Origin of the sequence: Nocardia amikacinitolerans NBRC 108937, from assembly GCF_001612615.1 — a bacterium.
Lineage (GTDB): Bacteria > Actinomycetota > Actinomycetes > Mycobacteriales > Mycobacteriaceae > Nocardia > Nocardia amikacinitolerans.
Window position 1 is genome coordinate 26,328 of record NZ_BDAU01000049.1, and the last position, 12,180, is coordinate 38,507.

General features: G+C 70.8%; 11 protein-coding genes. 5 read left to right on the forward strand and 6 right to left on the reverse strand.

What is annotated here, in order from left to right; translation table 11 throughout:
* Nucleotides 1-6: 6 nt before the first annotated feature.
* Together NAM01S_RS29650 and NAM01S_RS29655 are read left to right on the forward strand one after the other, a co-directional pair.
* A complete protein-coding gene (locus tag NAM01S_RS29650; RefSeq protein ID WP_067791539.1) occupies nucleotides 7-729 on the forward strand; it encodes a TIGR03089 family protein in 723 nt (240 codons plus the stop codon).
* Nucleotides 730-874: 145 nt separating this feature from the next.
* Nucleotides 875-2,188: a cytochrome P450 gene (locus NAM01S_RS29655; RefSeq protein ID WP_067791542.1), complete on the forward strand. Its 1,314-nt coding sequence runs from the start codon at nucleotides 875-877 to the stop codon at nucleotides 2,186-2,188.
* A 3-nt stretch (nucleotides 2,189-2,191) separates the two neighbouring features.
* On the opposite strand, the gene NAM01S_RS29660 is transcribed toward NAM01S_RS29655, so the two are convergent.
* Nucleotides 2,192-3,763 (reverse strand): carboxylesterase/lipase family protein, encoded by a 1,572-nt coding sequence (locus NAM01S_RS29660; RefSeq protein WP_067791544.1) that lies wholly within the window; start codon nucleotides 3,761-3,763, stop codon nucleotides 2,192-2,194.
* 153 nt (nucleotides 3,764-3,916) lie between these two features.
* On the opposite strand from NAM01S_RS29660, the gene NAM01S_RS34475 reads away from it, so the two are divergent.
* Nucleotides 3,917-4,141, forward strand: coding sequence for an FmdB family zinc ribbon protein (locus tag NAM01S_RS34475; protein ID WP_084483419.1), 225 nt, complete (start codon nucleotides 3,917-3,919; stop codon nucleotides 4,139-4,141).
* 9 nt (nucleotides 4,142-4,150) lie between these two features.
* On the opposite strand, the gene NAM01S_RS29665 is transcribed toward NAM01S_RS34475, so the two are convergent.
* The 4 genes from NAM01S_RS29665 to NAM01S_RS29680 form a co-directional block, all read right to left on the reverse strand.
* Nucleotides 4,151-4,435, reverse strand: a complete 285-nt coding sequence (locus NAM01S_RS29665) for an Rdx family protein (protein ID WP_067791546.1) — start codon at nucleotides 4,433-4,435, stop codon at nucleotides 4,151-4,153.
* Nucleotides 4,436-4,575: 140 nt separating this feature from the next.
* Nucleotides 4,576-4,965: a YchJ family protein gene (locus tag NAM01S_RS29670; protein WP_174554878.1), complete on the reverse strand. Its 390-nt coding sequence runs from the start codon at nucleotides 4,963-4,965 to the stop codon at nucleotides 4,576-4,578.
* 177 nt (nucleotides 4,966-5,142) lie between these two features.
* Nucleotides 5,143-5,619: a hypothetical protein gene (locus tag NAM01S_RS29675; protein WP_253798354.1), complete on the reverse strand. Its 477-nt coding sequence runs from the start codon at nucleotides 5,617-5,619 to the stop codon at nucleotides 5,143-5,145.
* A gap of 106 nt (nucleotides 5,620-5,725) precedes the next feature.
* Nucleotides 5,726-8,158, reverse strand: coding sequence for an AAA family ATPase (locus NAM01S_RS29680; protein ID WP_253798357.1), 2,433 nt, complete (start codon nucleotides 8,156-8,158; stop codon nucleotides 5,726-5,728).
* A gap of 416 nt (nucleotides 8,159-8,574) precedes the next feature.
* Here NAM01S_RS29680 and NAM01S_RS29685 point away from each other — a divergent pair, with 416 nt between their 5' ends.
* Nucleotides 8,575-9,420, forward strand: a complete 846-nt coding sequence (locus NAM01S_RS29685) for a helix-turn-helix domain-containing protein (protein ID WP_067791550.1) — start codon at nucleotides 8,575-8,577, stop codon at nucleotides 9,418-9,420.
* A gap of 5 nt (nucleotides 9,421-9,425) precedes the next feature.
* Here the strand turns inward: NAM01S_RS29685 and NAM01S_RS29690 are convergent, their stop codons facing one another.
* The gene (locus tag NAM01S_RS29690) at nucleotides 9,426-10,619 is read right to left on the reverse strand and encodes an MFS transporter (RefSeq protein WP_067791551.1); all 1,194 of its coding nucleotides are present in this window, start codon (nucleotides 10,617-10,619) and stop codon (nucleotides 9,426-9,428) included.
* A gap of 191 nt (nucleotides 10,620-10,810) precedes the next feature.
* Between NAM01S_RS29690 and NAM01S_RS29695 the strand changes: the two genes are divergently transcribed.
* Nucleotides 10,811-12,180: SWIM zinc finger family protein (locus NAM01S_RS29695; protein ID WP_174554879.1), on the forward strand; the 1,370-nt coding region annotated here is incomplete at its 3' end.

A 12,180-nucleotide genomic window follows, 5' to 3' on the forward strand; every position in this document is an offset into this window, starting at 1 on the left:
CCACTGATGCGTGACAAGACCCATGCACTGACCCTCACCGAGGCGGTGCTCGACCCGATCCTCGCCCGCGAGCCCGCGGGACCGCGCGTCACCTATTACGACGACGCCACCGGCGCCCGGATCGAACTGTCCGGCCTGACGCTGGCGAACTGGGCGGCCAAGACGGCCAATCTGATCCGCGACGAGTTCGGCCTGAGTCCCGGCGCGCGGGTCGCGGTGCTGCTGCCCGCGCACTGGCAGACCGCCGCCGTGCTGCTCGGCTGCTGGTGGGCGGGCACCGAGGTGGTGCTGAGCCCCGATCCGGACGCCGACCTGGCATTGGTGACGGCCGACCGCATCGATGACGCCGACGGCGTCGCCGAGGTCGCCGCGCTCTCGCTGGACCCGCTCGGCGCGCCCGTCCGTGACCTGCCGGTCGGCATCACCGATTTCGCCACCGCGGTGCGCGTGCACGGCGATCAGTTCTTCCCGCGCGGCACCGGCGTCGCGCTGGACGGCATGCAGGTCGCCGAGGTGCTCGCCGCCGCACGGAAATCGGCCATGCGGCAGGGTTTCTCGGAGGGCGACCGGGTGCTGTCGAGCGCGCCGTGGGACACCGCGGACGAACTGATCAACGGCTTCGTCGCCGTGCTCGCCGCGGGCGCGTCCCTGGTGCAGGTCGTCAATCCGGACCCCGGCCAGCGGGAGCGCCGCATCGAGAGCGAGCGCGTCACCGTCCAGGTCGGCTGACGACCCCGCCGCGGGGGCGACGCGCACCGCACGGGCAAGACGTTCTCCTACCCGAGTAGGAGCACGCATCCGACCGGAGCACGTTCCAGAATCGGCCCGGAGTCCGTACGGTGGACATATCGCACAACGATGGAGTTGGTGGGATATGAAGCCGCAGTATTGGTTCCGTTGGCTGTCGCAGCAGGGCACGCCCAGGCTTGTCCTGCGCACTCAGGCGCGTCGCGGTGATCCGTTCGCGCGGCTGATGGGCGCGCCGGACGGCATCGCCGATCCCTATCCGCTCATCGAGGAACTGCGCGGCCGCGGCCGGATCGTGCGCACGTCGCTGTCCTGGGCCACCTTCGACCACGAACTGTGCCGAGCCGTGCTGCGCGACCCCCGCTTCGGTGTGCGCACCCCCGAGAGCTTCGACATCCCCAAGCCGTTGCGGCTGCTCACGGGCCGTACGCCGATGCCGCCCAACCCGGTCGACCCGCCCTCGATGCTGGTGATCGATCCGCCCGAACACACGGCGATGCGCAAGCCGGTCGCCTCGGCGTTCACCCCGCGCGCCATCGCCAGGCTGCGCGACCGCGTCGAGACGGTCACCGAAGAGCTGCTCGACGCGCTGCCCTCCGGCGGCTCGGCCGATCTGATCGCCTCGTTCGCCGCGCAGGTGCCGATCGCGATCATCTCCGAGATGCTCGGCTTCCCCTACGCCGACCGCGACCGCTTCCTGAACTGGGGTGACCAGCTGACTCCGCTGCTGGACGTCGGCATCTCGTGGCGCGCGCACCATCGGGCCATGCGGGCGATGGAGGTGATGAACCGGTACTTCGACGGTCACATCGCCCGCCTGCGCCGCGAGCCGGGCGACGACATTCTCAGCACCCTCGTCACCGCGGGCGAACTGGACGACTACGCGCTGAAGGCCACCGCGAGCCTGCTGATGGGCGCGGGCTTCGAGACCACGGTCAACCTCATCGGCAACGGCGTCGTTCAGCTGCTCAGCCATCCCGACCAGCTCGCCAGGCTGCGCGACGAACCGGAGCTGTGGCCGAACGCGATCGAGGAGGTGCTGCGCATCGACTCGCCCGTGCAGACCACCGCGCGCACCGCGCTGTCCGACCTGGAACTCGACGGCAAGCAGTTGCGCAAAGGCCACACCCTCGTGCTCTCGCTGGCCGGCGCGAACCGCGATCCGAAGGTCTTCCCGGATCCGACCCGCTTCGACGTGGCCCGCCCGAACGCCAAGGATCACCTCTCGTTCAGCAACGGCATCCACGTTTGTCTCGGCGCCAGCCTGGCCCGCATGGAGGGCGTGTACGCGCTGCGCGCGCTGTTCGAGCGGTTCCCCGACCTGCGCTTGGACGGCGAGCCGCGGCGCAGGAGCCTGTTCACGCTGCACGGTTACGAGCGGATGCCAGTGCGCCTCGGCCGCCGCGCGGTGGCCAAGGCGCCGGAGCCGACATCCGTCTGAGGTTCAGCTGAAGCCGACGGCCTGATCGCCCCACGCGGTGTGCAGGTCGCGGTCGGGATCATCGACGACGCGGTCGACGGCGTCGATGACCAGCGTGGTGCGCGTCGACGGCCGGTACGGCGGCCAGTGCTTGGAACCGTCCAGCGCGGCGGGCACACCGTGCCGCGCGAAGGCCAGCCAGCGGCGCATCATCCGCCCCGACACCTCCGTCGCCTGTTTGCGGCCGCCGAGCCAGAACGTCGGGTCGTGGTTCAGCGTGCCGAAATTGCCGAAGACATACGGCAATTCGGTGGCGTGTCCGGCGCCGACGCGGGCCGCGCGCAGCATCGGCGTCGCGTGGTCGAAGCGATAGGCCCAGGTCATCGAGTGGGTCGCGTGCGCGTCGGCCACCCAGTGCGCCGGCATGCGGAACGCCGCGTCGGTGGACATGGCCAGCGCGCCGCGGGTCTTGGCCAGATCCGGGTAGGCGGAGGTGATCTCGGCGATCCGCTCGGCCGACAGTTCCGGGTGACCCGCCGCCACGTCGCGCAGCATCACGTTCACCGCGTCCGGCGTCACCGGCATGATCGGCGAACGGAACAGCCGGAACAGCGAGGCCTCGTCCTTGTTGGTGCCGATGATGAGCGGCACCTGGTGCGAGCGGCCCTGCTGGAATCGGTCGATCGGATAGCCGGGTAGCAGATCGCCGTCCACCACCGGGGCCGCGGCGAGGCGGCCGGGTTCCTTGAGCGGGATCTCGTCGAGCAGCACGCCTGCCGCCCGCACCACCCGCTCGATCGGCAGGTCGATCAGATCGAGGGCCTGCGTCGGGGACATCTCCAGCAGTTCCAAGTAGCGCCGCGCCACGATCGCCGCCCGCTCCCGACCGAAAACGGTGGTGGCGGGCGGGCTCTGGGCGATGGCGCGATGGAACAGCCCCGCCGCCCGCGGCGCGGTGAGCAGCGCCGTCACACAGCCCGCGCCGGACGACTCGCCGAACAGCGTCACATTGTCCGGGTCGCCGCCGAACCGCGCGATGTTCTCGCGCACCCATTCGAGCGCGGCCAGTTGATCGTGCAGGCCGAGGTTCGGTGTGAAGCCGTGGAACAGCGAGGACAGATCGAGGAAGCCCAGCGCGCCGAGCCGGTAGTTGACGCCGACCACGATCACGTCGCCCGTCTCGGCGAGGCGGCGGCCGTCGTAGATGGCCTGTGCCGCGGTACCGAGGCAGTAGGCGCCGCCGTGCAGCCAGACCATGACCGGGCGCGGCTCCTCCGCGCGGGCGCGTGGCGCCCACACGTTGAGCCAGAGGCAGTCCTCGCCCATCCGCAGTTCCGAGTCGACCGGGACCATGGTGCCCATGGTCTGCGGGGCGATGGCGCCGAATGTCAGACAGTCCCGAACGCCGTCCCACGGCTCCGGCGGTGTCGGCGGGCGGAACCGCCGCGTGCCGGTGACGGGCGCCGCGTAGGGAATGCTGCGCCAGGCGGCGATCGGTCCGTCGAGGAAACCGCGCACCCGGCCGGAGGTCGTTTCGACTATGGGCTCGGCGCCGTCCACATCCCAGCACGGTTCGGTCTCGAACTGAGTGCTCATCGTTGCGCACCTCCTGCCCATGACCCGTCGGTGCGCTGCGGGTTTGCTTACACCCCGGGTCCGCACGTCGTGATCTCTAATTCGAGGGTACGTGCGGTTACGGAGTGCCACGGGGGCGGACGCATCATCCGTGATCCGCGCTACCCTTGGCCGGTGCCGAATTACAGCTTCCGGTGCCGCAGCTGCGGTGACACCTTCGAGGTGAATCGCCCCATGGCCGAGTCGTCGGACCCGGCGTCCTGCCCGAACGGCCACGACGACACGGTGAAACTGCTGACCACGTTCGCCACCGTCGGCCGTGGTGGCGGCAATGCGCCGCAGGTCTCGGCGCCGCCGCCGAGCGGTGGCGGCTGCTGTGGTGGAGGTTGCTGCGGCTGACGCCCCGGCTCAGTCTTCGGACTCGCGCCGGTCGACGTGGCCGAGATCACGGTCCGGCGCGACGCGATCGCGCACCCTTTGCTTGAGCACGGCGATGTCGGGGAAGCCGCCGTCGGCCTTGCGTTCCCACACCTGTTCGCCGTCGACGGTGATCCGGAACACCCCGCCCGTGCCGGGGATCAGCGCCACCTCGCCCAGATCGGTGGCGAAGGTGCTCAGCAGCTCCTGCGCCATCCAGCTCGCCCGCAGCAGCCAGCGGCACTGGGTGCAGTACTCGATCGCAACACGTGGCATGGGAGTGGACGCTACCGAAGCGAAGCCGTACTCGCGCTTTCGGCGGCCGTCAGAGCTCACGCCGCACCGCTTGCGGCACCCGGCTCACTGCTCGCGGCTCAGGCTCTCCGCTCATGCCTCGGTTTACACGGCTCGGGGACTCACGGCTCGATGACACCGTCGAGGTAGACCCACACCCCGTCCTCCCGCACGAACCGGCTGACCTCGTGCAGCGAGCCGCGCCCGCCCTCGGCACGGTAGTGCGCGACGAACTCGACGGTCCCCGTGTCGTCGAACGGCCCGCCGCGCTCGGTGCGCACGATCTCCAGAAACAGCCACCGCTGCCCGGGATCGAGCTCGAGCCGCTTCGGCCTCGTCCGCGAATGCCAGGACCGCCGCAGGTAATCGACATCACCCACGGCGAACGCGGTGTACCGCGAACGCATCAGCGCTTCGGCCGTCGCGGCCGGGCGCGCACCGGAAAGCGCTGGACCGCAGCACTCCTCGAACGGTTCCCCGCGGCGGCACGGACATTGTTGCGACTGACCCATACCCGGATTCTCCCCGCCCCGCTTCGCCATCCACCACCTGCCCGCACCGATGGTGGAGCGGAGGCGCTTCGCCCGTGGCGACATTCGCCAGCACGCACTTCCGCGACAATCGCGGGGGCATTCGCCTGCTCTGCGGCGCACGTCAGTATCACTGTCGCAAGCCGGATCGACCGATCGTCAATCCGAGGCGATCTCGGTGCGCACCCACGCCGATCCACCACCGCCGACTCTGGACAGGACGCTCGCGATGGCGGCGGTCTGTTCGCGCCAGCGGCGGAGTTCGGTCACGCTCGGGGCGAGTTCGTAGTCGTGGTGGTGGGCGGCGCGGGAGAGTGCTGCCCACACCGCGGCCACCTGTGCGCCGGTTTCGGGTCCGGCGTAGACGCGTAGCGCGAGGAGTTGGGCGCGCATCGGGCAGCGTGCCAGTTCCGGGGCGCGGCGTGCCCACAGTTCGTCGACCGCCTGCTCGAGGGCGAGCCGCAGGATCCAGGCGGTCGCTCGCGACCACACGCCGCCCGCGGCGGTCACTTCGCCGTCCAGCAGGCGGTCGACCGCGTCGAGCCGCTCGGCGACGGTCGGTCGTGGTGCCCTCGGCTTCGACCGGCCCGGTGGACGCCGACGCGGTCCGCGCGGTCGCTGACGGTCGCTGTTCACAACGAGGCCTCGCAATCGCCCCGCCGCATCGCAAGCGGCCGAACCCCCTCGCACGACAACGCCTCGCCGCCGCCCCGCCGCATCGCACGCGGCCGAACTCGCTCGCTCACCGACTCATCCAGGCGATGAATCGTTCGGTGTTCGAGATCAGTTCGCGCATACCGCGATCGATCGGCACGTGGGCGCCCGCCGTCACGTCTCGCAGCGCACCGACCAGCCATTTTCCTTCTCGCGCAAGGTGTTTGTTGAGGTTGTCGACGTTGTAGCCGACGCCCATCACCGCGAGCGCGACCATGGCGCGGGTGGTCTGCGCGCCCTCGATGTGCCGCTCCACCTCGCGATGGTTCATGCCGCGCGCCAGGAGGTCGCGCCGAGCCCTGGCCAAGCTGGCCGCCTCCAGCGCGGACCGGCAGCAGGTAGCGACGAGTTCGTCCGCGATGGCGGGCGGCAGCTGGGGGGTGCGCACCAGCGACCGGGCGTCGTCCAGGTAGCGACGCACCGGATCGCTGGACGTGCGCACCTCGATCACGGATCGTTCGCGCCGCTGCACCTCCAGCACACAGGCGTCCAGCTGCATCCGGCGCACCGCCTCGGCCAATCGCTCGTCGTGGGTGAACACCACCACCTGCCGCGTCCACGCGACGAATGCCAGCACCCTGGCCAGACCGTCGACCTTCGCCGGATCCATGGCCTGCACCGGGTCATCGATCATGACGAAGCGAAAAGGGCTCTCCTCCACCGTCGCCCGAGGCAGGAACAGCGAGAGTCCGAGCGCGTGCAGCTCGCCCTGACTCATCACGCCGAGCGCCGCGCCGTCTACCTCGTCGACGGTGACGTCGAGCAGCACCCGGCGCGCGGTACCGGCGTTGCCCTGCAACCGAATCGCGCCGAGTTCCACGTTGCTCTGCTGGCGCAGGGTGCGCCAGACCCAGCGCGCCGTCGTCTCCAGCGGAGCCATGCGCTCGTCGCGCAGACCCGCCGTGGCCGACTTGAGCCAGTCCTCGGCGCGCTTGAGGGTGCGCAGTTCGCCGGCCCGCATCGCCACCTCGCGCGCGCCGTCCAGCCACGCCGCGATCCTCGGCACAAGCGGCGCCCACACCTCGTCCAGCCGGTCCAGCTCCTTGCGGGTGCCCTGCTGCACCAGCTCGAGCTCGTCGACGAGGCGAGTGTGCGCCCAGCGCAACCGTTCCGGCAGTTCCGGCGAGTACTCCGCGCTGCTCAGCGCGGCCCATTCCGTCCATGCCCTGCGCACCGCGGTGGTGTCGACGGTCGGCGGATTGCGCGGATCGAAATCGAGTTCGGGCGGCACATGCTCGGGCAGCGCCCGCGCCGCGCGCACGGCGTTGCGCAGCTCGTCGCGTGCGGTGGTGAGCGCGTCGACCCGGGCGGCGAGCCGCGCGATGGAGATGTCCGCGTGCCGCGCCCACTCCTCGTCCAGCCTGCCGCGCCCGCACACCGGGCAGGCGCAGTCCCCGCTCGCCGCCACGTGCGCACGGGCGCGGCGCAGCAGCTGCAACACCCGCCAGTCGGCCTCGGCGTCGGCGGTGGAATCGCGCGCCAGGGTGGCAGCGCAGGCTTCCAGACGGGTGGCGACCGCGTCCACCTCGGCCTCGGTGGGCAGCGCGAGTCGCACGATGGCGCGCAGCCCTTCCGGACCGTCGGCGCCGTCGGTGGTGCCGAGCATGTCGCGGCCGACGGCGGTGAGGTCGGGTTGCGCGGGCCGCAGCAGGGTCGCCATCCGAACCGCACGGTCGTCGGCCAGCGTCTCCATGGTCTCGAGCAGGTCGATCCGTTCCTGACGGGAATCCCGTGCGGCGCGCTCCAATTCGAGTCGGCGCGCGCGAATCCGCTCCTGCGCCAAGGTCAATTCGTCGAGGCCGAGCAGCTGGTGCAGCGCGTCGAACAGGTCGCTCGGCTTGCCGTCAACGAGGGTGCCGAGTTCGCTGTAGGACAGGAACGGGCGGTACAGCTCGAGCACCGACGCCCACCGCCCGGCGTCGAATTCCGCTGGTGCGCCGCCCTTTCGCCGTTCGCTCCAGCGCGCGTCGGTCAACTCGGCCGTCGGCGACCACTCCTTGGTGATGATCAGTTCCGGATCTTCGCCGCCGGTGAGCAATTCCAGTTCGATGCGCGCGGTGTCGCCGTCGTGCAGGTTGCGCCAACCCTCGCGCCACGCGGCGGAGCGACCCTCCCAGCGGCGATTGCCTCCGGTCAGCGCCAATTCGGCGGCCTCGGCGAAACTGGACTTGCCGCTGCCGTTGCGCCCGACCACCAGGGTGAGACCGGGACCGGGCGGCACGTCCAGCGTCACCTCGGGTCCGATACCGCGGAAGCCGCGCACCCGAATCGCGCGCAGGAAGATGCCGGAGTCGTCGAATTCGCTTGCCCGGTCGCGGGAATCGATGGCGCCGAGTGCGCGCAGCACGGCGTGCGCCACGTCCGGAGTGACCGACGGGTCCTCGTTCAGCCGGCGCGCCACCACCTCGGTCAGGCGCGGTACGGCCTCCGCCGTCGTGTCGACCGCGGGCTTCGGGCACACGTGAAAACCCCCTACACACCGCACCGCGACGCGCCCCTCCCGCATTCGCGCGCGGTGTAACCGTCGAAAGCTGAGCGAAACGCTACCCGATCACACCGGATTCGCCCACCGGGCGGTGGACGAACGAAGGGGGATGCGAACCTGCCCGCGGGGATGGATATGGCCATCGAAACAGGCTCGGCCACGCCTCGATGTCCACCCCTCGGCCAACCCCGGCGGGCAGCTCGATGGTGTGTCACCCGATCTGGGTGGCTCGGACGGAGCCGAACAGAACAGGATGCCAGACAACGCAATTCGGCGCAATACTTGTCTGCCCACGAATCCGGCACCGGCGCAGCGACTTCCGAGCATCCGCGCTCCGGCTATCGCCGGACACCCTTGGTACCGTTGTTCCGGCAAGTGTTTCAGCATGAGGGATGTGCACATTGACGCTGGTCGATGTGGGTCGCGGCGGGCTAGAGGAAGTGCTGGCCGGGCTCCAGTGGCGGTTCGCCGGACGGGACGTGTTCGCGCTGCCGGCCGGGCAATGGGTGTACCCGGACGGCGAGTCGAGTGCGCTTGTAGTGACCGAAGGGCTTGTCCGCGTCGAAGGTCTCGGTGACGCCGACGATCTGGCGCAGGGGGATTTCCTGTTCGTGCCGCATCGCCAGCGGTATGCGATCAACGCACTGTCGGAGGCCACGGTGCTGTGTGTGCGACTCGCGCCGGTCGGGTCCAGTAGCGCCATGGAGGCGCTGCCGTCGCGGGTACTGCTGACCGATTTCGTGCAGCACGCGCCCCTGGCCGCGACCATGATGCAGCACCTCGTGGTGGCATGTCCGGACCCGGAAGGGGTGCAGGGCGATCGGGTCGCCACCCTGGTCGCCTCGATGGCGATCGAGTCCTGGCATGCGCGAGGATGCGCACCGAAGCGGTGGCTGTTGCGGGTGAACGAACCCGGGGTGGCGCGGGCGGTGGCCGCGATGCATGCCGATCCGGGACGAGAGTGGACCGTCGAGGCGTTGGCCCGGGTCGCGCTGGCCTCGCGGTCGGGATTCGCGGCACGGTTTCAGGCCGCGACCGGGCTCACGCCGGGGCGCTATCTGACGCGACTGCGGGTCGAAAAGGCGCAGCGCTTCCTGATCGAGCGGGACGCCGCGATCGGCGCCGTCGCCCGACGCCTCGGCTACTCGTCGGAGACCGCGTTCGGGCGAGCGTTTCGCAGGCATACGGGCCTCACCCCGTCCGAATGGCGGCGGCGGGCCCGCGTGCCAACGGCGTGAATTGTTCAGGCTGCGGTGCCGCGGCTCAGCGAGAGCCGGAGCGCGACCCCACCGATCACCGCCGCCGCCGCGGCGAGACCGAAGGTCGCGGTCGGGCCGAGACCGTCCACACCGCGCCCACCGATCGCCGAGCCGAGGATGATCGCGAGCTGGAAACCACCGACCACCAGGCCGCTGCCTGCCTCTATCCGATCGGACAGCACCCGCGACACCCACACCTGCACCAGGTTGAGGATGCCGCCGAAGGCGCCACCCCAGATGATCACCGCGACATAGGCGAGCGGCGCGACAGCCGCCGAGGCGATGATCGCGAGCAGCGAAAGTCCGATGGCCGCCGGAACGGCAACCAGGAGAATGCTCAGGCGTCGATCGGCGAGCGACCCGAGCACGAAATTGCCGATCAGGCCGCCGATTCCGAACAGGGCGAGCAGCACGGCGATCGCGGTGGGGCCCGCGCCGAGCAGCTCGTCGAGAGCCGGACGGATGTAGGTGTAGCCGGCGAAGTGCCCGCCGATGACCGCGACCAAGCCGACCAGACCCAGCGTCACGCCCGCCGCCCGCAACGCACCGGCCATCGCCGACCACCCGACTCCCCGCGTCGGCGTGATCGGCGGCAACGCCACCTTCACCGCGACCGCCGCCAGCACCGACAGCCCCGCCACGACCACGAACACCACGCGCCAACCGGCGTAGTTGCCCAACAGCACGCCGAGCGGCACGCCCGCCACCGTCGCGACCGTCGTCCCCGCGTTCACGATCATCATCGCCTTGCCGAGTCTGGCGGCGGGCACCAGCTGCGCCGCGATCACCAGAGCCATCGACCAGTAGCCGCCGACCGCCACACCGAGCAGCAGCCGCGCGATCAGCAGCAGGACGATGTTCGGGGCGAGGGCTACCACGACGTTCGATACGGCGGCAGCGATGGTGAGCGCCGCAAGCAGCGTGCGGCGATCGAGCCGCGGGAACAGCGAACTCAGTCCGAGTGCGGCGAGCAGCGCGGTCAACGCCGTCGCGCTGACCGAAAGACCGACCACGCCCTCCTCGACACGCAGGTCGTTCGCGAGCGCGGTCAGCACCCCCGGGGGTAGGAATTCGGCCGTCACGAGGGTGAAACTGCCGAGGAACATGGTGAACAAGGCAGGCCACACCCGGCGAAGGGACTTCGGTGCCGAGGTCGCGGCGGTGAGTGTCGTTGTCATGCCAGTTGCAACAGCCGCGCCGCGGCGTGCACGCGACCGAAACGCCACAGCAGTCGGCTCAAACGCCAAGGCGGACTTCGCCGGGCTGGGCGCACAGGTACCCGCGCCCCTTGTCGGCGGCCTCGGGTAGAAATCGAACAACGAGGAAAACGGGAGACGAGGATGACGCACGGACGTTCGGGCGCCGCCCGATGAACGCACCGTGGCCCGAGGAGCGGGTCGGCGCGCTCGCGCCGGATGCGAGCTCGCTCGGGGCGGCGCGCGCCCTCGCGGACCGCTGGCGCGACACCGGATATCGCGAGGACGCCGTGTGGGGCCGGTGCCGAGGCAGCGGACCCGAGCCGTACGCGACGATCGTCGACCTGTCCGGCCCCGCGTATTCGTGCGACTGTCCGAGCCGCAAGACGCCGTGCAAGCACGCGCTCTCGCTGCTGCTGCTCTGGTCGCACGGCGCGGTCGCACCCGCCGCCGAGGTCGCGGACTTCGCGGCGGAATGGCTGGCCTGGCGTGCCTCCCGCACCCCGAAGCCCGCCGCGCAACGCACGGCCAATCCGGCCACCGCGGAGCAGCGGCGGGTGCGCGTGACGGCGGGCTTGGAGGAACTGGACATCTGGCTCGGCGACCAGGTGCGCACCGGTCTCGCCCAGGCCGACCGGTCCTACCAGGCGTTCGAGACGATCGCGGCGCGCATGGTCGACGCGCAGGCGCCCGGCGTCGCGGGAGCGCTGCGCAGGCTGCCGCTGATCATGGCGACCCGCGCCGATTGGCCCGAGCCGGTGTTGCGCGAATACGCCAGACTGCACCTGCTCGTCGCCGCACACCGTCGCCTCGACGACCTGGCGCCGGCCCTGCGCGCCAGCGTTCGCACCCACATCGGCTATCCCAATCCGGCCGAGGCGGTACGGGGCGAGCCGCTGGTCCGCGACCAGTGGATGACCCTCGGCGTGCGCAGCACCGAGGACGACCGTCTCTACACCCGCCGCACCTGGCTCTACGGCCGCCGCACGCACCGCTGGGCGCTGCTCGTCGACCACGCCTTCGGCACACCCGCGTTCCCCGCGACCGCGCCTGTCCTCGGTCACATGGCCGAGGCGGACCTGCACTACTACCCCGGCGCCGCGCCTTTGCGCGCCCTGTGGGGCGAACGCCGCGGCACCGACGAACCGTTCACGACTCTGCCAGCCCCGCCCCCGTCGACCAGCGTCGCGTGTCAGACGCCAACCGAGGTGGACTCTCCGCCTGACAACCGTGTCCGGGCTGATCAGTCGCGGGAATCGAACAACGCCGCACCCGCGGCACCGCGACGGCTCGCGGCGGACGCCTTCCCCGCCGTCGAAGCGCACACACTCGAGGTGTCGAGCTCGTCCGCGGCCGAGGAATGCGACTCCGAGGCGACACCGGCCGAGACGACCACCGCGGACAGCGCCGCACCCGAAACTCCACAGCGCGCGACGGACGCCCTGGCGACCAGCCGGGCTCGACCAGACCGAGCACCGCGCTCGGACCGCACCGCAAGCGAGGCACCGCGAAGGCACGCGGCGGACGCTGCGTGCACCGCCGA

Bases quoted from the DNA above. Each gene is read 5' to 3' on its own strand.
- NAM01S_RS29670 (WP_174554878.1), bottom strand. From the start codon at position 4,965: ATGGGTCAGTCGCAACAATGTCCGTGCCGCCGCGGGGAACCGTTCGAG.
- NAM01S_RS29655 (WP_067791542.1), top strand. From the start codon at position 875: ATGAAGCCGCAGTATTGGTTCCGTTGGCTGTCGCAGCAGGGCACGCCC.
- NAM01S_RS29690 (WP_067791551.1), bottom strand. From the start codon at position 10,619: ATGACAACGACACTCACCGCCGCGACCTCGGCACCGAAGTCCCTTCGC.
- NAM01S_RS29685 (WP_067791550.1), top strand. From the start codon at position 8,575: ATGTGCACATTGACGCTGGTCGATGTGGGTCGCGGCGGGCTAGAGGAA.
- NAM01S_RS29660 (WP_067791544.1), bottom strand. From the start codon at position 3,763: ATGAGCACTCAGTTCGAGACCGAACCGTGCTGGGATGTGGACGGCGCC.
- NAM01S_RS29665 (WP_067791546.1), bottom strand. From the start codon at position 4,435: ATGCCACGTGTTGCGATCGAGTACTGCACCCAGTGCCGCTGGCTGCTG.
- NAM01S_RS29650 (WP_067791539.1), top strand. From the start codon at position 7: ATGCGTGACAAGACCCATGCACTGACCCTCACCGAGGCGGTGCTCGAC.